The sequence below is a fragment of the Streptomyces sp. NPDC021115 genome (assembly GCF_044333065.1).
Classification (GTDB): domain Bacteria; phylum Actinomycetota; class Actinomycetes; order Streptomycetales; family Streptomycetaceae; genus Streptomyces.
Map to the genome: position 1 here is coordinate 22,509 of NZ_JBIRQF010000018.1, position 18,243 is coordinate 40,751.

Genomic DNA, 18,243 nt, shown 5'->3' on the forward strand with positions numbered 1-18,243 from the left:
CTACGACACCAGGGCGGCGAGCTTGCGCAGCGACTCTTCGAGCGCCGCGGTCGCCGAGTCCTTGAGCTTCCCGGCCATCAGGGACACCGCCGCCCCCGTGAAGTCGCCGTCGACACGGACCGTCGTCGCGTCCCCGTCCGGCGTCAGGGCGTAGCGCATGCCGAGGTTCACGCCCATCGGGCCCTTGCCCCGGGTGGCGAGCGCGCGCCCGGGTTCGTACTCCTCGACGGTCCAGGTCACTTCGGCCGGGAACCCCATCAGCCGCATGGTCTCCTGGTAGGTCGCCGCGGGTCCGAGCGCGGCGGGGGTGCCCTGCGGGAAGCCGGTGTGGGTGACGTTCCAGTCGCCGTACGAGGCGAGGTCGGTGAGCCGGGCCCATACCTTCTCGGCCGGTGCCTCGATGCGTGATTGCGCGCTGACCTCGGCCATGGGGTCATCCTTCCGGGGGTCCGGCGGCGGGGCTGCGCACCGTAGTCGCGCCGTGCGGAACATTCAATACTGACGGGTCATCAGTTCGCGGCTCCCGGGCGGAGCGCGGCCACGGCCGCTTCAGGCGGCACGGCCGGGGCGGGCGCTCCAGCAGCCGGTCGACGTGTTCCCGGCGCAGCCCGTGCGCGGGATCGATCGGCAGCAGCAGCCGGTCGCGCCGCAGCCGGGACCGGCTCACCAGCCGCTCCGGCATCACATCGTCCACCCAGGCGAACGGGCGGCCCGCGGCGTACCGCAGGATCGGCGCCCACTTGCGGCCCGCGAAGAGGTCGAGCGCCGGCAGCTTCGGGTCGTCCGGCCGCGGCCGGTAGCCGGTGAACTCCACGACCGGGAGCCGGGGCAGTTCGAGGAGTGGCGCGATATGGCGGTTGGCCTCGTGCTCCCAGGTGGTGGCCCAGACCAGGTCGTAGGCGGACGACAGCTCGCGCAGCCAGTCGGCATGGGTGGCGGAGAGGAGGACGGTGAAGTCGAGGATCTCGTAGGCGGTGAACCCGTCGGTCGGCAGGACCGGGTTGAGGACACCGTCGATGTCCAGGAAGAGCAGCGGCCGGGCGGTCATCGGACTCCTTAGCGGCACGGTGCGGCGGAAAGCCGCGGTTGTGAGTGGGGGACGGCCCCCGGGGCGGCGGCGGTTGCGTGCCGGCGGAGTTTCGAGGGGTTTCGGAGTCGGGAGGAAGACCGGGTTCTCTCCTCCCCGAGGATGATTTCCGGTCATCCGCGCCCAACTACCGTGGGATCCGCACATGCTTCCCGCTGAGGATGCTTCGGCCTCAAGGGACTGATGGGGTGAGAACGTGCGAAGTCCTACCCTTTCCGCTTCCGTCGATCCGGCCGCCGCCGGGTTCGAGGACCGGCTGAGCGAGCCGCTGACGGCCGTGGTCACGGGGGCCCGCCGCCGCGTCGTACGCGACGGGGACAAGCAGCTCGACACGGCCCATCTGCTGCACACCCTGGTGGAGAACGACCCGCGGGTGTGGGGCGCGTTCGCCGGGGGCCCGCCCCAAGTGGTGCGGGTGCTCGGCTATCTGGTGCAGCGCACCATCGGCTACGGGCTCCGCTGGAGCGGCACGGTCGAGACCTCGTCGACCGGTGCCGGTGGCGGGGTGCCCGGCTGGTCCCCGGCGGCCGCGGCCGCGATGGCGGCGGCCGTCGGGCGCGCCGCGGCGCGGGGCGCGCTGCTCGCCGAGGGCCCGGACCTCCTGGCCGCGCTGACCTACGACCGGGACTGCCGGGCCGCGGAGGTGCTGCGGCGGTCCGGGGTGGATGTGGATCTGCTGGTCACGGCGCTGGACGGCGAACCATGCCAGTTGCAAACGGGGTGACGGTCCTGACATCGGGCTGACATGATGGCCCGATGCACAGCACGCAAGGTCAGCGACACGATCAGGGCAGGGGCATCGGTCTGGGGCTCGCCCTGATATCGGCGCTCGCGTTCGGCGGCTCGGGCGTCGCCGCCAAACCGCTGATCGAGGCGGGACTCGAACCGTTGCAGGTCACCTGGCTGCGGGTGGCCGGCGCGGCCCTCGTCATGCTGCCCCTGGCCTGGCGCCACCGGCGGCTGCCGCTGCGGCGCCCCGGGCTGCTGCTGGGGTTCGGCCTGCTGGCCGTGGCGGGCGTCCAGGCGTTCTACTTCGCCGCGCTCTCGCGCATCCCGGTCGGGGTCGCGCTGCTCGTCGAGTACCTCGCGCCCGCGCTCGTGCTGGGCTGGGTCCGGTTCGTCCAGCGGCGGCCGGTGAGCCGGGCGGCCGCGGTCGGCGTCGTCCTCGCCGTGGGCGGGCTCGCGTGTGTGGTGGAGGTGTGGTCCGGGCTGAGCTTCGACGCGCTGGGGCTGGCGCTCGCCCTCGGCGCGGCCTGCTGCCAGGTCGGCTACTTCGTCCTGTCCGACCACGGCAGCGAGGGGCAGGACGCGGCCGATCCGCTCGGCGTCATCGCCTACGGGCTGCTGATCGGCGCCGCGACGCTGACGGTGGTCGCCCGGCCGTGGGAGACGGACTGGCCGGTGCTCGCGGGGCAGGCCGGCCTCGCGGACGCCCGGGTGCCCGCGGTGCTGCTGCTGTGCTGGATCGTGCTGGTCGCCACGGTGGTCGCGTACCTGACCGGGGTGCTCTCGGTGCGGCGGCTGTCGCCGCAGGTGGCCGGGGTGGTGGCCTGTCTGGAGGCGGTCGTCGCGACGGTGCTGGCCTGGGTGCTGCTGGGCGAACACCTGGGCGCGGCCCAGGTCGTGGGCGGTGTGGTGGTGCTGGGCGGAGCGCTGATCGCGCAGACGTCGGCGCCGAAGGCGGCGGGTACGGAGCCGGTGGCGGCGGGGTCGCCGCCCGCCGCGCCCGCGCCCGCCGCGTCCGAGTCGGGGCACCGCCGCGCGGCGGCGGACGAGCCCCCGGAGGACCCGGCCCCGTAACGCTCCGGCCCCAACGCCCTAGCCCAGCGACGCGAGATAGCCCGGTACGGGCGTGTCGGGTGCGAGGTCGTCCGCGGGGACCGGCGCGCCGTACGTGCGGGCGACCGGGATCACGCCGGTCCAGTACGGAAGTTCCACGTCCTCCGGCTCGTCGTTGGGGCCGCCCGCGCGCACCTTGGCGGAGACCTCGTCGAGGTCGAGGCGGAGCACGGCGGTGGCGGCCAGCTCCTTGGCGTTCGCACGGCGGGAGTCGTCGGCCCGGCCCGGCACCACATGGTTCACGATCGCGTCGAGCGCCGTCGCGCGCTCGGCGTCGTCGCGCACCTGATGCGCGGTGCCGTGCACCACCACTGAGCGGTAGTTGATCGAGTGGTGGAACGCCGAGCGGGCGAGCACCAGGCCGTCGACGTGCGTGACCGTGAGGCACACCGGCAGCCCCGGGTCCTCGGCGCCCGCCATCCGCAGCGGACGGGAGCCGGTCGAGCCGTGTACGTAGAGGCGGGATCCGGAGCGGGCGTAGAGGGTCGGCAGGACGACCGGGGCGCCCTCGCGTATGAAGCCCAGGTGGCAGACGTAGCCCTCGTCGAGGATCGCGTGCACCACGTCCCTGTCGTACGAGGCGCGTTCCCGGGCGCGGGTCGGGGTGGTGCGGTCGGTCGCGGCGTAGGCGGTGGCGTCCGGCTCGGTGGTCGCACTCATTTGCGTACTCCCCTTGCACTAGTGCAAACTGTGTTTTGTGCTAGGAGAATATCCGATCGAAGGGCGTGGCGCAGCGGAGATCGCGGCCAGCGTGGAGCGGGCGGTCGGTGCCGGGGGGCTGTCGCCCGGCCAACCGCTGCCCCCGCAGCGGGAGTTGGCCACGAGGCTGGGCGTCAATCCGAACACCGTCGCGGCCGCCTATCGCGTGCTGCGCGAACGCGGGGTGATCGAGACGGCGGGCCGCCGGGGCACCCGGGTGCGGGCGCGCCCGGCGAGCACGCCGCGCGAGTGGATCCGGGTCGAGGCGCCGGGCGCGCGCGACCTCGCGTCCGGCAACCCCGACCCGGCCCTGCTGCCGCCGCTCGGCGCGGCCCTCGCGGAGGCCGCGGCGCGCGCCGCCGACGGCCCCACGCTGTACGGCGCGCCGGGCGTCGCCCCCGGCCTCGGCGCGTCGGCGCGCGCCGCCTTCGACGCGGACGGCGTGCCGGACGGGCCCGTGGCCGTCACCTCCGGCTCGCTCGACGCCATCGAGCGCGTCCTCGCCGCCCATCTGCGGCCCGGTGACGCGGTCGCCGTCGAGGACCCCGGCTGGGGCAGCCTGCTCGACCTGATCCCGGCGCTCGGGCTGCGCACCGTTCCCGTCGGGCTCGACGACGACGGGCCGCTGCCGGAGGAGGTGGAGCGGGCACTGCGCCAGGGGGCGCGGGCGCTCGTCGTCACCGACCGGGCGCAGAATCCGACGGGCGCCGCGGTGAGCGCGGCGCGCGCCCGTGAGCTGCGCGCCGTCCTCGCCGGGCACCCCCGTGTGGTGCTCATCGAGGACGACCACGGCCACGGCATCGTGGATCTGCCCCTGCACCCGCTCGCCGGCGGCACGGATCACTGGATCCTGGTCCGCTCCACCGCCAAGGCGTACGGCCCCGATCTGCGCCTCGCGGTGCTCACCGGCGACGACGTCACCCTGGACCGGCTGCGCGGACGGCAGCGCCTCGGCCCCGGCTGGATCAGCCATCTGCTCCAGGACGCGGTGACGCATCTGTGGCGCACCGGCGCGGTGGACGCGGCGGCCGTCGCGGCGGCGTACGACGCGCGGCGCGACGCCCTGGTGAGCGCCCTGCGGGAGCGGGGGGTCGCCGCGCACGGGCGCAGCGGGATGAACGTCTGGGTGCCGGTGCCCGACGAGACGGGCGCGGTGGCCCGACTGCTGTCCGCGGGCTGGGCGTCCGCCCCGGGCGCCCGGTTCCGGGTGGCCTCGGGCCCGGGGCTGCGGCTGACGGTCTCCGCGCTGCGCGCCGACGAGGTGGCCGGGCTCGCCGAAGCGGTGGCCTCGGCGGTGGCGAGGGGGGCGGCCCCGGCGGGCCGGATGGACTGATGCTTCCGGCCGGCTTACCGGCGCTGGGTGAGGGCCGCGCCGACGAGGATGATCAGGGCGCCGACCGGCGTGTTCCAGCTGAGGTGTTCGCCGAGGATCAGCACGCCCGCCGCCGTGGCGATCACCGGGACGAAGTACGTCACCATCATCGCCGTCGTCGGGCCGACCTCCGCCACCAGGCCGTACTGGATCAGGAAGGCGAGGCCGGTGCCGAGCGCGCCGAGGGCGAGCACCGACAGCAGGGGGAGGACGGGGAACGAGCCCGGGGCCGGGGCGGCGAGCGGGGCGGCGATCGCCAGCTGGACCGTGCCGAGCAGCAACTGGCCGGAGGACATGGCCAGATGGGAGTTCCCGGTGTCGGCGAGCGTGCGGCGGACGTAGGCCCAGCCGATCGCGTAGCTGAACGAGGCGGTGAGCGCCAGCGCCGTTCCCAGCGGGTCCTGGCCGGAGAAGCCCTGCCACGCGCCCAGCACGATCAGGACACCGGCGAAGCCGAGCCCGAGGCCCGCGACGCGCTGCCGGGTCGGGCGGTCGTCGGAGACGACGGCCACCGCGACGACCATGCCCCACAGGGGCGAGGCGGCGTTGCAGATACCGGCCAGGGTGGAGGGGATGGTCGTCTCGGCGTAGGCGAAGAGCGAGAACGGGAGGGCGTTGAGGAAGAGGGCGGCCACGGCCAGATGGCCCCACACCCGGGCCCCGCGCGGCAGCCGCTCCCGCTTCGCCACCAGGACCGCGAGGAGGACGGCGGTGCCGAACACCATCCGCCCGAGGGTGACGTACAACGGCGCGAAAGCTTCGGTGCCCACCTTGATGAGCAGGAAACTGAAGCCCCAGACCAGGGCGAGCACGCCGAAGCGGACGCGCCAGTCGAGCAGCCGCCGTGGGCGGGCGCCGGGTGTGCGGGGCCGCTCGGTGGCTGAGGAGGGGGACACCGCGGTGGTCGCTCGGGGCATGGCCGTCATGGCGTCCAGCTTGCTGGCTACAACTTCTTAGAACAAGCGAGAATTCATGTGCGTTATCGCGTAGCATTACTTACATGAATCTGGATCGCTTGCGTACGTTGCATGCCGTGGCCCGGCACGGTTCCGTGAGCGGCGCGGCCGAGGGACTGCACGTCACCACCTCGGCCGTCTCCCAGCAGCTCTCCAAGCTGGAGCGGGAGACCGGGCAGCAGCTGCTCGCCAAGAACGGGCGCGGGGTGCGGCTCACCGACGCCGGGCGGCTGCTCTCCGACCACGCGGCGCGCATCCTGTCCCAAGTGGAACTGGCCCAGGCCGACCTGGAGGCCCAGCGCGGACACGCCGTCGGCGAGCTGCTGCTGGGCGCCTTCCCCACCGCCGTCCGCGGCCTCTTCCCCGCCGCGCTGGAGCGGATGCGGGCCGAGCACCCGCAGCTGCGCGCCCGGTTGCAGGAGATGGAGCCGGACGAGTCGGTGCCCGCGGTGGTGCGCGGCGACATCGACCTGGCCGTCGTCCTCGACTGGTACAACAAGCCGCTGCCGGTGCCCGGCGGGCTGGTCAAGGCGGCCCTGCTGGACGACCTGGTCGACGTGGCGATGCCCGCCGACCACCCCTTCGCCGACCGCTGCGCGGTCGAGCCGGAGGACTTCGTGGACGACGAGTGGGTGTCCTGGCCCGAGGGCGGGTTCTGCTACGACTGGCTGATGGTGACCCTGCGCGGCAAGGGCATCGAGCCGCACATCCGGCACACCGCGCGGGAGCACCAGACCCAGCTCGCGCTGATCGCCTCGGGGCTCGGGATCGGCGTCATCCCCCGGCTCGGCCGGGGCCCGGTGCCCGAGGGCGTGCGGATGGTGCCGGTGAGCCCGCCCACGATGCGCCGCCACGTCTACGCGATCTGGCGAGCCGACGCCGACCGCAGGCCCTCCATCCGCGCGGCGGTGGACGTGCTGCGGTCGGTGGGGGAGAAGATCGTCGACTGACCCGGCAGGGCCTGGTCCGGTACGACGCGCTCAGCCCTGGGGCAGTTTGCGGAAGTCCCAGGAACTGACCGTGTCCGGGGTCAGCCGCAGCCATGCGTGGCGCCCGTCGTGCGGCATGGCGTCCAGGCCGAAGTACTTCGCCGCGAACATCCGCTCCGGCGCGTCGAGTTCGGGGCACGGCGCGCCCGAGCGCGGGGCCTCGCCGACGAAGACGGCCTCGCCGCTCAGCTCGGCGCCGCGCAGCTCCCCGTAGTCGTGCCCGTCGTCGACGAGCACCGCGAGCCGCGGATCGCGGCGCAGCTCGGCCCAGCGGCGGCTGCGGGTCAGCGAGTAGAGCCACAGGGCCGTGCCGTCCCAGGCGAACCACAGCGCGCTGAGGTGCGGCCGCCCGTCCGCGGCCACCGTCGCGACCCGGCAGGTGCGCTGTTCGGTGAGGAACGCGTCCAGCTCGGCCGGGCTCATCATGATGCGGCGTCCCCGCCGCTGGGTGACGGTCATCCGCACAGAATCGCGACTCTTCCCTCCACATGCAATGGCCGTTACCCTCCCGGCGCTGGGGGTGTCTTGCCGATCAGGCCGGATCAGCGAGCGGCGTCTGGTGCGGGGGCACCTCCCAGCGGTAGCTGGGGGAGCATCGCAACCCGCGTGAGGAGAGCGCAGCGGCGCTGCGCGCGACGAGCGCGGGGCCGCGAGGTGCCGTGCCAGGCGTCGGGAGCCCGGCATGACCGGCAAGACACCCCCTAGACGCCAGGAGGCCGCCGTGTCGCTGTCCGAACTGCTCCGGCCCGAGGGCTGCGCCCTGCTCACCGTGGAGTGCCAGCGCGGCGTGGTGGGCCCGGGCAGCGCCCTGCCCGAACTCGCCGCCGAGGCCCGGGAGTCGGGCGCGCTCGGGCGTGTCGCCCGGCTGGTGTCGGCCGCCCACGACACGCGCGTACCGGTGCTGCACGCGGTGGCCGAGCGACGCGCCGACGGGCGTGGCGCGAACCGCAACGCGCCGCTGTTCCGGGCCGCAGAGCGGCTGCCGGTGCGGCAGCTCACCGGGAGCGACGCGGTACGGATCGCCGAACCGGTCCCGGTCGGCGCTGAGGACCTGGTGGTGCGGCGGCTGCACGGTCTGTCGCCGCTCGCCGGGACCGGCGTGGACGCGCTGCTGCGCAATCTGGGCTGCCGCACCCTGGTCGTCGTCGGCGTGTCGGCCAATGTGGCGATACCCAACGCGGTCTTCGACGCGGTCAACCTCGGCTATACGGCCGTGGTGCCCGCGGATGCCATCGCCGGGGTGCCCGCCTCGTACACCCCGGCGATGGTCCGTCACACCCTCGCCCTCGTCGCGACCGTCACCTCGACCGAGGACGTTCTCGCCTGCTGGCAGACCAACAGGGCGGCTTGATCAGGCCATCTTGATCGAGGTGCCCTCCACCTTGATCTTGGCCCCGGGCAGCGCCTTCGTGGCCGGTCCGCCCTTCGGGCTGCCGTCGCTGATGTCGAACTTGCTCTGGTGGCACGGGCAGTTGATGGTGCCGTCCGACACATCGCCGACCGAGCACCCCTGGTGGGTGCAGATCGAGGAGAACGCCTTGAACTGCCCCGAGGAGGGCTGGGTCACCACGACCTTGTGATCCTTGAAGACCATGCCGCCGCCCTCGGGTATCTGCGAGGTCTTGGCCAGCTCCATGCCGCCCCCGCCGCCGCCCGCCGCGTCGCCTCCCGCACCCGCGCCCGACTGCCCGGACCCGGCCGATTCCTGTGCGGAACCGGCGTTCTGCGAGTCGCCCGACCCGCCGCCGTCGTCCTTACCGCAGGCCGTGAGGGCGGCGGCCAGCCCGGCCGCTCCGGCAGCGGAGACGACGGCACGGCGGGTGGTGCCCCATCCGGTGGTTTCCGGCTGCGTCATGGTGGTGCCTCCTGAGTCAGGGACGTTTCGATTCCATACGCAGCCGAGTGCTCAGGTGTTCAACGCACACGTGGCCTCTTGTCGATCCGGACAGGGTCGAAAACGAACGGATCCGGGCACCGATGGATGGACAGGCACATCAGGCGCCGGGCGGACCGGCCCGGCGCCCGGGCGTCGACGGCGAGAGAGAGAAGACGATGGCCGCACCGGAACCGGAAACGGAAGTGCAACGCCAGCGGATCGGCGTACCCGCCGAGTCCGTCGCGGGCGAGACCAGGGTGGCGGCGACACCGGCCACTGTGGCCCGGCTGGTCGAGCTGGGGTATCACGTGATCGTCGAACCGGGGGCGGGAGCGTCGTCCCGCTTCTCCGACGCGGCCTACGAGGAGGCCGGGGCCCTGCTCGGGGACCCCTGGTCGGCGTCGGTCGTGCTGAAGGTCAACGGACCGTCGACCGAGGAGATCGGGCGGCTGCGCGACGGGGCGACCCTGATCGCGCTCATCGGCCCCGCGCTCCACCCGGAACTGGTCGAGGAGCTGGCCCGGCGGCCGGTCACCGTCCTCGCCATGGACGCCGTCCCGCGCATCTCGCGCGCCCAGTCCCTGGACGTCCTGAGCTCGATGGCGAACATCGCCGGATACCGGGCCGTGGTCGAGGCCGCGCACGCCTTCGGCCGCTTCTTCACCGGCCAGGTGACCGCCGCGGGCACGGTCCCGCCCGCCAGGGTGCTGGTGGCCGGGGCCGGGGTGGCCGGGCTCGCGGCGATCGGCGCGGCGCGCAGTCTCGGCGCGGTGGTCCGCGCCACCGACCCCCGGCCCGAGGTCGCCGAGCAGGTGCGCTCGCTGGGCGGGGAGTTCCTGACGGTACGGGCCGAACAGCCCGCGCAGGGGGTCAGCACCGACGGCTACGCCAAGGCCACCTCGGACGACTACAACCGGCTCGCCGCGCGGCTGTACGCCGAGCAGGCCGCCGACGTCGACATCATCATCACCACCGCGCTCGTCCCCGGCAGACCGGCACCCAAGCTGATCACCGCCGAGGACGTGGCGCGCATGAAGCCCGGCAGCGTGATCGTCGACATGGCCGCGGCCCAGGGCGGCAACGTCGAGGGAACGGTCGCCGGGAAGGCGGTCGTCACCGCCAACGACGTGACGATCATCGGCTACACCGACCTGCCCGGCAGGCTCCCGTCCCAGGCGTCGCAGCTGTACGGCACCAACCTCGTCAACCTGATGAAGCTGCTCACCCCCGGCAAGGACGGCCGCCTCGTCCTCGACTTCGACGACGTCGTGCAGCGGTCGATGACCGTGGTCCGCGACGGCGAGCTGACCTGGCCGCCGCCACCGGTGCGGGTGTCCGCCGCCCCTGGCCCCACCGACGCGGCGGACACCGCTCCGGCCCCCTCGGAGCCACCGGCGAATCCCGCCCGCCCCGCCCGGTCCTCGTACGCCCTCGTCGGCGCCGGGGCGCTCGCGCTGTTCCTGGTGACGGCCTTCTCCCCGAACGAACTCCTCGGCCACGTCACGGTGTTCGTCCTGGCGATCGTGGTCGGCTTCTACGTCATCGGCAATGTGCACCACGCGCTGCACACCCCGCTGATGTCGGTCACCAACGCCATCTCCGGCATCGTCGTGGTCGGCGCGCTGCTCCAGATCGGGCACGGGGACACCGCCGTCACCGTGCTGTCGTTCGCCGCGATCCTGCTGGCGAGCATCAACATCTTCGGCGGATTCGCCGTCACCCGCCGCATGCTCGGCATGTTCTCGAAAGGCTGATCGCGGATGACCACCACCACCGCCGCACAGGCCGCCTACGTCGTCGCCGCGCTGCTGTTCATCCTCAGCCTCGCCGGACTCTCACAGCACCGGACCTCCCGCTCGGGCGTCGTCTGGGGCATCGCGGGCATGGTCATCGCTCTGGCCGCCACCGTCGGTCTCGCCTCCCGGAGCATCACCGCCACCGGGCTCGTGCTGATCGCCGTCGCCACGGCCGTCGGCGCGGGCATCGGGCTGTGGCGGGCCCGCGTGGTCGAGATGACCGGCATGCCCGAACTGATCGCCATCATGCACAGCCTCGTCGGCCTCGCCGCCGCGTGCGTCGGCTGGAACGGCTACCTCGACGTCGACGCCGAACTGACCGGTTCGCTGCTGGCCATCCACCACGCCGAGGTGTTCATCGGCGTGTTCATCGGCGCCGTCACCTTCACGGGCTCCGTCGTCGCGTATCTGAAGCTCTCGGCGCGCATCGACTCCCGCCCGCTCATGCTGCCCGGCAAGCACGTCCTCAACGTGGCCGCCCTGGTCGCGTTCGTGGCGCTCACCGTCGCGTTCGTGGCCCGTCCCGCCATCGGACCGCTCATCGCGGTCACCGTGATCGCGCTCGCCCTCGGCGCGCATCTGGTCGCCTCCATCGGCGGCGGTGACATGCCGGTGGTCGTCTCGATGCTCAACAGCTACTCCGGCTGGGCCGCGGCGGCCTCGGGCTTCCTGCTCGCGAACAACCTGCTGATCGTCACCGGTGCGCTGGTCGGTTCCTCCGGCGCCTACCTCTCGTACATCATGTGCAAGGCGATGAACCGCTCCTTCCTCTCGGTGATCGCGGGCGGCTTCGGAGCCCAGCCGGTGACGAGCGACGGCGGCGACCAGGGGGAGCACCGGGAGATCGGCGCGGAGGACACCGCGGAACTGCTGCGCGGCGCCTCCTCGGTGATCATCACCCCGGGCTACGGCATGGCGGTCGCCCAGGCCCAGTACCCGGTCGCGGAGCTCGCGCGCAGGCTCCGCGAGCGCGGCACCGAGGTGCGCTTCGGCATCCACCCGGTCGCCGGACGGCTGCCCGGCCACATGAACGTGCTGCTGGCCGAGGCCCATGTGCCCTACGACATCGTGCTGGACATGGACGAGATCAACGACGACTTCGCCGCCACCTCGGTCGTCCTGGTCATCGGCGCCAACGACACCGTCAATCCGGCGGCCATCGAGGACCCGGGCAGCCCCATCGCCGGGATGCCGGTGCTGCACGTATGGGAGGCGGCCGAGGTGGTCGTCTTCAAACGCTCCATGGCCGCCGGGTACGCGGGTGTGCAGAACCCGCTGTTCTTCCGGGAGAACAGCCGGATGCTCTTCGGCGACGCCAAGCAGCGGGTGGAGGACATCCTGCGCAGCCTCGACGCCTCCGACCCGTCAGCCGTGGCCATGGCGGGCACGGCCACCTGAGGCGGGCGGCGCCGTACGGGACGGTCCCCGTCAGCCGGTCCGGTCCGGGCGGGCCCGGACCAGGCCGGACTGATAGGCGACCACGACCAGTTGGGCCCGGTCGCGGACGTCGAGTTTGGTCATGGCGCGCTGGATGTGGCTGCGCACGGTCAGCGGGCTGAGCACGAGCTGATCGGCGATCTCGGCGTTGGACTTGCCGTGCGCGGCCAGCGCCATGACCTCGCGTTCCCGCTCGGTGAGCGCGGTGAGGCGCTCCGGGGGCGCGAGCGGGGTGTCGGTGTCGGGGGTGGCGAGGAAGCGGGTGATGAGGGTCCGGGTCGCGGTGGGGGAGAGGAGGGAGTCCCCCGCCGCGACGGTGCGGATGCCCGACAGCAGGAGTTCCGGGCCGACGTCCTTGCCGAGGAATCCGCTCGCCCCGGCGCGCAGGGCCTTCGCCACGTTCTCGTTGTTCTCGAACGTGGTGAGGATCAGGACGCGGGTGGCGGACAGCTCAGGCCGGGAGCAGATGTCCGTGGTGGCGGTCAGTCCGTCGGTGCCCGGCATGCGGATGTCCATGAGGACCACATCGGGCTCGTGGGTCAGGGCCAGGTCGAGCGCTTCCCTCCCGTCGGTGGCCTCCGCGACGACGGTCAGGTCCGGTTCCGAGTCGATGAGGATGCGGAAGGTGGCCCGCAGCAGGGCCTGGTCGTCGGCGAGCAGGACGCGGATGGTCATGTGGCGATGCCTTCGTGGGGGGTGTTCAGCGGGAGGGCGCAGACGACTTCGAACCCGCCCTCCGGACGGGGGCCCGCGTCGAGGGTGCCCCCGACGGACCGGGCGCGCTCGCGCATGCCGAGCAGCCCGTAGCCGCGCCCGGGCCCGGCCGGTGCCGGGGTGCGGGGCGAGGCGGTGTCGTTGGTGACGGTGAGGGTCACCTCGTGCGGCGCATAGGCCAGACGGACGCGGGCGTTGCGGGTGGGGGCGTGCTTGGTGACGTTGGTCAGCGCCTCCTGGACGATCCGGTACGCGGTCAGATCGAGCCCCGCCGGGAGCGGCCGGGGCCGCCCGTCCACGGTGACGGCCACGTCCAGCCCGGCCGCCGAGCAGGCGGCGACCAGGTCGGGGAGTTGCCGCAGGCCTGGGGCGGGGGTCAGGCCGTCGTCGGTGTCGGTGTCCTGGTGCAGGAGCTCCACGGTGGCCTTGAGTTCGCGCAGCGCCGTGGCCGTGGTCTCCGACAACTGGCCGAGGATCTCCAGCGCCTTCCCGGGGTTCGTCCGCGCCAGGTGGGTGGCGGTGCCCGCCTGGGCGTTCGCGAGGGTGAGGTGATGGGCGACGACATCGTGCAGTTCCCGCGCGATGCGCATGCGCTCCTGGATCACATGGTGCCGGGCCTCCTCCTCCCGTTCGCGTGCGGCGTGTTCGGCCCTGGCGGCGGCGTACTCGCGGCGTACGCGGACGTAGGAGCCGAAGGCCGCGACCATGAGGACCCATCCGGCGGGGTTGATGACGCTGAGGACGGGGTCCTTGAAAGCGTTGCGGAGCAGCATGGTGACCGCGATGCTCGCGGCGGCCGCCAGCGCGCTGTTCCACGTGGTCCTCCGGTCGGTGCGCAGGCTCGCGACGTACTGCGCGGTCAGCATGGGGGCCATCAGCAACGGTGTCAGCAGATAGCCCGTGGCGCCCTGGCCCATCGTGCACAGCGTGGTCGCGGCCAGGACCGGAAGGGGACGGCCCTGCCGCCGGACCAGGGCCACGCAGCCGACGGCGGACAGCGCGATGCCGGGCCACAGGGCGACGTGCTCGACCACCACCGCCGAGGTGAGCCAGACGCCCGACAGGGTGACGGCGAACAGCAGCGCCAGGCCGACGGCCTCGACGGTCTTAGGACGGCTCGTCGCCCGGTGGCGCCAACGTGTGCTCATGGCACGTTCTCCGAGGTAGGACCAGGGGTGGGACCCGGGTCGGGACGACAGCTGCGGGCCGCGGCACCGCCTCGTACGGTACCGCGCCCGCTGTGGTCACGTGGGCGTCAGGTGCGCGCCCACTCCCGCGCGCTGGTCTCGCTGTCGGCGCCGGGCGGAGTGGGCGCCGGGACGAGCCCGGAGCCCTCGACGTCGACGCTCGGCAGCGCCCTGTCGAGGCGGCGGGGCAGCCACCATGCCTTCTCGCCGAGCAGGGCGAGGACCGCGGGCACGAGGGTCATACGGACGACGAAGGCGTCGAAGAGCACCGCCACGGCGAGGCCGAAACCAATGGTCTTGATCATGGACTCGCCGGAGCCGACGAACCCGGAGAAGACCGCGATCATGATGACCGCGGCGGCCACGACCACCCGGGCGCTGTGCCGGAACCCGCTGACGACCGCCTGTGCGGGCCGTTCGCCGTGGACGTACGCCTCCCGTACGCGGGCGACGAGGAACACCTCGTAGTCCATGGCCAGACCGAAGACGATGCCCACCAGGAAGATCGGCATGAGGCTCATGATCGGGCCGGTCTGCTCCACGCCCAGCAGCTCCGCGCCCCAGCCCCACTGGAAGACCGCCACGACCGTGCCGAGCGCCGCCAGCACCGACAGCAGGAAGCCGAAGGCCGCCTTGACGGGCACGAGGACGGAGCGGAAGACCACCATGAGCAGCAGCAGGGCGAGGAGGACGATGACCGTCAGATAGGGCAGCAGGGCGTCCTGGAGGGCGTTCGCGACGTCGATGTTCATCGCGGTGCTGCCGGTGACGTCGAAGGTCGCCCCGGTGTCCTTCTCCAGGGCGGCGCGCTCCGCGCGGATGGTGTGCACGAGGTCCTTGGTGGCCTCGTCGTTCGGGCCGGTGGCCGGGACCGCCGAGAAGAGCGCGGTGTCGCCGTCCGCGTTGAACCGCGCGGGGGAGACGGACACGACGCCGTCGGTGCCCTTGACCGCCTCGGCGACGGTACGCGCGGCCGCCTTGGGGTCGGCCGCCCCCTCGGCGTCCACGACGACGGTCAGCGGGCCGTTGAAGCCCGCGCCGAATCCGTCGGCGAGCGCGTCGTAGGCGCGCCGCTCCGTCGTGGAGGTGGGCTTGGCCTCGTCGCCCGGCATGCCCATCTCGAGCTGGGTGGCGGGCAGCGCGAGCGCGCCCAGGCCCGCCGCACAGACCAGCAGGACCGTGACCGGACGGCGCAGCACGAACCGGGCCCACCGGGTGCCGCCGTTCGGCGCGCCATCCGCGTCGGGCCGCGTCAGCGTTCCGCGCTTGCGTTCGGCGCGGGGCAGGACGGCGTTCGGCCACATCCCGAGCAGCGCGGGCACCAGGGTCAGCGCGATGAGGACGGCGAGGACCACGGCGCCCGCCGCGCACAGGCCCATCTTCGTCAGCATCGGCACCCCGACCACGGACAGACCGGCCAGCGCGATCACGACCGTCAGGCCCGCGAAGACCACGGCGGACCCCGCCGTACCGGCGGCGATTCCGGCCGCCTCGCTCGGATGGTGGCCATTGGCGCGCTCCTCCCGGTAGCGGGAGACCACGAACAGGGCGTAGTCGATGCCGACCGCGAGCCCGAGCATCGAGGCGAGCGTGCCGGTGGTCATGTTCAGCCCGAAGGTGCTGCCCAGGGCCAGGATCGCGCACATGCTGATCCCGACGCCGACGACGGCGGTGAGCAGCGGAAGCCCGGCGGCCGCCAGAGAGCCGAAGGTGATCAGCAGGACGACGGCGGCCAGGGCGATGCCGATGGCCTCGCCCGGCCCTCCGGCGGCGGGCTGCGTGGCGAGCGCGCTGCCGCCCGTCTCGACCGTGAGCCCGGCGTCGCGGGCCTCGTCGACGGCCTTCTCCAGGGCGGTCTTGTCGGCGTCGGTGAGGTCGTCGGCCTTGGTCTTGAAGGTGACCGTGGCGTACGCCGTGGAGCCGTCCCCGCTCACCGCGCGCGCCGTGAACGGGCTCACGGCGCTGTCGACCCGGGGCCCCTCGGCGGCCTCGGCCACCAGCTTGTCGATGGCGGCACGATACCCGCCCGCGGTCACCTTCTCGCCGTCCGGGGCGATGAAGACGATCCGCGCGGTGGCGCCGTTGGCGTCCGACCCCGGGAAGCGCTCCCCGATCAGGTCGAACGCCTTCTGCGCCTCGATGCCGGGCATGAAGGACGTGCCGTCGTCACCGGCGCCGGGCGCCTTTGCGGCGCCGGCCCCGGCGGCGCCGAGGGTCACCGCCCACAGCAGTGCCACGAGCCAGCGCCGCCGGAAGGCGGTACGGCCTACTCGATACAGGAAGGTAGCCACGTGTCTGGGATCTCCGCATCCGAATCTGTGTACCGACTCAGACTCCCGGGCACGGGCCCCTCCCCGCGTCGTGCCGCTACGGGCACTTGGCGCTGGTGGAATCGCACGAGGCGCCGCGGTGTCTCCTCCTCAGGTAGGACAACTCAGCTGGGACAGGGGTCCGTCGTGGCATGGCCCCGGGCAACGGCGATCAGCTCGGTGAGCAGGGCGTCGCGCCGCTCGGACAGATCATCGACCGAGTGCGCCGCGCTGACCGGGCGGAGCCCGTCCACCAGCCGTCGCGACACGGCCTCGTCCAGACGCGGACGGCCCAGGTCGTCGAACCAGCGGTTGAAGCTGTCGGCGTAGCGCTCGCAGAACGCCTCCAGACCCCCTTCACCGGCACCCAGGCGGAACAGCAGCGTCGGGCCCATCGTCGCCCACCGCAGCCCGGGACCCGCACAGACTGCCGGTCGACGTCCTCGACGCTCGCCACGCCCTCGTCGACGAGGTGGATGGCCTCTCTCCAGAGCGCCGCTTGCAGCCGGTTGGCGACGTGTCCGGGCACCTCCCGCCTGACCTCGATCGTCACCTTGCCGACCGACTCGTAGAAGGCGCGCGCCCGGTCCACCACTCCGGGAGCGGTCCTCGCGTTCCCCATCACCTCGACCAGGGGGATGAGGTGCGGCGGGTTGAAGGGGTGGCCGAGGACGAAGCGCCCCGGCTCCCGCCAGCCCTCCTGCATCTCCGTCAGCGTCAGTCCGGAGGCCGACGAGGCCACGACCGCCTCGGCCCCGAGGGCGGGCTCGATGGACGCGTACAGCTCGTGCTAGAGGCCGAGCCGCTCGGGAACGCTCTCCTGGACGAACTGCGCGCCTTCGACCGCCGCGCGTACGTCGGCGCAGAAGCGCAGACCGTCCGGGTCGCCGTGCTCGGTGAGGCCCAGCCTCGTCAGCACCGGCCAGGCCGTCTCCACCGCCTGACGCACCTTCTGCTCGGCGAGCGGGTCCGGATCGAAGACGGCGACGGACTTGCCCGCGGCCAGGAAGAGCGTGGTCCAGCTCCGGCCGATCACCCCGCCGCCGAGGCCGGCCACGCGCGTGACCTCGCCCGGCCCGTCGCTCCGCTGTTCAGAAGCTGACATGGTCCGCCCCTTTCAGTCCCAGTCGGCGACGGGCCTCGGCCGGAGTGGCGACGGTGTGTCCGAGGGATTCGACGATGGTGCGGATCTTCGCGACCTGGGCCGCGTTGGACGGGGTGAGTTCGCAGGGGCCGATGTAGAGGCTGTCCTCCATGCCCACCCGGAGATTCCCCCCGAGCATGGCGGCCTGCGTCGCGAACGGCATTTGGTGCCGTCCGGCCGCGAGGACGGACCACTCGTGGTCGTCCCCGAAGAGTTTCTCGGCGACGGTGTGCATGTGCACGAGGTTGTCCAGGTCGGCGCCGACGCCGCCCAGCACACCGAAGACCATCTGCACGAAGAAGGGCGGTTCGAGCCACCCCTGGTCGATGAGCCAGGCCAGGTTGTACAGATGGCCGAGGTCGTAACACTCGAACTCGAACCGGGTGCCGTGCGCCCCGCCCGGCTCCTTCACGATGTACTCGAGGTCGGCGAAGGTGTTCTTGAAGACCAGGTCGCGCGTCGACTCCAGGAACTCCGGCTCCCAGTCGTGTTTCCACCGGTCGTACTTCTGGCGCATCGGAAAGATGCCGAAGTTGAGCGAACCGACATTGAGCGAGGCCATCTCGGGCGATGCCGCGACGGCGGCGCGGAGCCGGTCCTCGCGCGACATGTCCAGGCCGCCGCCGGTGGAGATGCTGACGACGGCGTCGGTCTCGGCGGCTATCCGCGGCAGGAACCGCTGGAACAGCTCCGGCCGGGGATCGGGTTTCCCGGTCCGCGGATCGCGCGCGTGCAGATGGACGATGGCCGCGCCCGCCCGCGCCGCCTCGACGGACGCCTGAGCGATCTCGTCCGGGGTGATCGGCAGGTGCGGTGACATCGTCGGGGTGTGGATGCC

The 18,243-nt window shown here is 72.9% G+C and carries 18 protein-coding genes and 1 pseudogene; 7 read left to right on the top strand and 12 right to left on the bottom strand.

Annotated elements, in window-relative coordinates; translation table 11 throughout:
- Positions 1-429 carry an SRPBCC family protein gene (locus tag ACH4TL_RS36025; protein ID WP_398326489.1) on the bottom strand — a complete coding sequence of 143 codons (429 nt, stop codon included), beginning with the start codon at positions 427-429 and terminating at the stop codon, positions 1-3.
- Between the two features lie 4 nt (positions 430-433).
- Positions 434-1,048 (bottom strand): HAD domain-containing protein, encoded by a 615-nt coding sequence (locus ACH4TL_RS36030; protein WP_398326492.1) that lies wholly within the window; start codon positions 1,046-1,048, stop codon positions 434-436.
- A 235-nt stretch (positions 1,049-1,283) separates the two neighbouring features.
- Here ACH4TL_RS36030 and ACH4TL_RS36035 point away from each other — a divergent pair, with 235 nt between their 5' ends.
- Together ACH4TL_RS36035 and ACH4TL_RS36040 are read left to right on the top strand one after the other, a co-directional pair.
- Entirely contained in the window at positions 1,284-1,811 is a 528-nt protein-coding gene (locus ACH4TL_RS36035) for a Clp protease N-terminal domain-containing protein (RefSeq protein ID WP_398326495.1), read from the top strand.
- Positions 1,812-1,843: 32 nt separating this feature from the next.
- Positions 1,844-2,887, top strand: coding sequence for an EamA family transporter (locus ACH4TL_RS36040; RefSeq protein ID WP_398326498.1), 1,044 nt, complete (start codon positions 1,844-1,846; stop codon positions 2,885-2,887).
- Between the two features lie 18 nt (positions 2,888-2,905).
- Here the strand turns inward: ACH4TL_RS36040 and ACH4TL_RS36045 are convergent, their stop codons facing one another.
- Complete coding sequence (locus ACH4TL_RS36045) at positions 2,906-3,586, bottom strand: pyridoxamine 5'-phosphate oxidase family protein (protein WP_398326501.1); 681 nt, start codon at positions 3,584-3,586, stop codon at positions 2,906-2,908.
- Positions 3,587-3,623: 37 nt separating this feature from the next.
- Here ACH4TL_RS36045 and ACH4TL_RS36050 point away from each other — a divergent pair, with 37 nt between their 5' ends.
- Positions 3,624-4,958 (top strand): aminotransferase class I/II-fold pyridoxal phosphate-dependent enzyme, encoded by a 1,335-nt coding sequence (locus tag ACH4TL_RS36050; protein ID WP_398326504.1) that lies wholly within the window; start codon positions 3,624-3,626, stop codon positions 4,956-4,958.
- A gap of 14 nt (positions 4,959-4,972) precedes the next feature.
- On the opposite strand, the gene ACH4TL_RS36055 is transcribed toward ACH4TL_RS36050, so the two are convergent.
- Positions 4,973-5,923, bottom strand: a complete 951-nt coding sequence (locus tag ACH4TL_RS36055) for a DMT family transporter (RefSeq protein ID WP_398326507.1) — start codon at positions 5,921-5,923, stop codon at positions 4,973-4,975.
- Between the two features lie 74 nt (positions 5,924-5,997).
- Here ACH4TL_RS36055 and ACH4TL_RS36060 point away from each other — a divergent pair, with 74 nt between their 5' ends.
- Complete coding sequence (locus ACH4TL_RS36060; RefSeq protein WP_398326510.1) at positions 5,998-6,903, top strand: LysR substrate-binding domain-containing protein; 906 nt, start codon at positions 5,998-6,000, stop codon at positions 6,901-6,903.
- Between the two features lie 30 nt (positions 6,904-6,933).
- Here the strand turns inward: ACH4TL_RS36060 and ACH4TL_RS36065 are convergent, their stop codons facing one another.
- A complete protein-coding gene (locus ACH4TL_RS36065; RefSeq protein ID WP_398326513.1) occupies positions 6,934-7,401 on the bottom strand; it encodes a pyridoxamine 5'-phosphate oxidase family protein in 468 nt (155 codons plus the stop codon).
- A 223-nt stretch (positions 7,402-7,624) separates the two neighbouring features.
- On the opposite strand from ACH4TL_RS36065, the gene ACH4TL_RS36070 reads away from it, so the two are divergent.
- Positions 7,625-8,293 (top strand): cysteine hydrolase family protein, encoded by a 669-nt coding sequence (locus ACH4TL_RS36070; RefSeq protein WP_398326516.1) that lies wholly within the window; start codon positions 7,625-7,627, stop codon positions 8,291-8,293.
- Here the strand turns inward: ACH4TL_RS36070 and ACH4TL_RS36075 are convergent, their stop codons facing one another.
- Positions 8,294-8,797, bottom strand: a complete 504-nt coding sequence (locus ACH4TL_RS36075; RefSeq protein ID WP_398326519.1) for a Rieske (2Fe-2S) protein — start codon at positions 8,795-8,797, stop codon at positions 8,294-8,296.
- A gap of 197 nt (positions 8,798-8,994) precedes the next feature.
- Here ACH4TL_RS36075 and ACH4TL_RS36080 point away from each other — a divergent pair, with 197 nt between their 5' ends.
- A complete protein-coding gene (locus ACH4TL_RS36080; protein WP_398326521.1) occupies positions 8,995-10,572 on the top strand; it encodes a Re/Si-specific NAD(P)(+) transhydrogenase subunit alpha in 1,578 nt (525 codons plus the stop codon).
- A gap of 6 nt (positions 10,573-10,578) precedes the next feature.
- Positions 10,579-12,012 (top strand): Re/Si-specific NAD(P)(+) transhydrogenase subunit beta, encoded by a 1,434-nt coding sequence (gene pntB / locus ACH4TL_RS36085; protein WP_398326524.1) that lies wholly within the window; start codon positions 10,579-10,581, stop codon positions 12,010-12,012.
- A gap of 30 nt (positions 12,013-12,042) precedes the next feature.
- Here the strand turns inward: pntB and ACH4TL_RS36090 are convergent, their stop codons facing one another.
- From ACH4TL_RS36090 to ACH4TL_RS36115, 6 genes and pseudogenes are all read right to left on the bottom strand, one after another.
- Positions 12,043-12,726 (bottom strand): response regulator, encoded by a 684-nt coding sequence (locus tag ACH4TL_RS36090; RefSeq protein WP_398326527.1) that lies wholly within the window; start codon positions 12,724-12,726, stop codon positions 12,043-12,045.
- The gene (locus ACH4TL_RS36095; RefSeq protein ID WP_398326530.1) at positions 12,723-13,913 is read right to left on the bottom strand and encodes a sensor histidine kinase; all 1,191 of its coding nucleotides are present in this window, start codon (positions 13,911-13,913) and stop codon (positions 12,723-12,725) included. The genes ACH4TL_RS36090 and ACH4TL_RS36095 overlap by 4 nt, the downstream gene beginning before the upstream one ends.
- A gap of 107 nt (positions 13,914-14,020) precedes the next feature.
- On the bottom strand, positions 14,021-16,243 hold the full coding sequence (locus ACH4TL_RS36100) for an MMPL family transporter (RefSeq protein ID WP_398326533.1): 2,223 nt from the start codon (positions 16,241-16,243) through the stop codon (positions 14,021-14,023).
- 143 nt (positions 16,244-16,386) lie between these two features.
- Positions 16,387-16,656: a hypothetical protein gene (locus ACH4TL_RS36105; protein ID WP_398326886.1), complete on the bottom strand. Its 270-nt coding sequence runs from the start codon at positions 16,654-16,656 to the stop codon at positions 16,387-16,389.
- A gap of 77 nt (positions 16,657-16,733) precedes the next feature.
- Positions 16,734-17,366 (bottom strand): annotated as a pseudogene (locus ACH4TL_RS36110) (3-hydroxyacyl-CoA dehydrogenase NAD-binding domain-containing protein); the annotation flags it as partial.
- Positions 17,353-18,225: a 3-keto-5-aminohexanoate cleavage protein gene (locus ACH4TL_RS36115; protein ID WP_398326536.1), complete on the bottom strand. Its 873-nt coding sequence runs from the start codon at positions 18,223-18,225 to the stop codon at positions 17,353-17,355. The pseudogene ACH4TL_RS36110 and the gene ACH4TL_RS36115, both read right to left, overlap by 14 nt.
- Between the last annotated feature and the right edge of the window lie 18 nt (positions 18,226-18,243).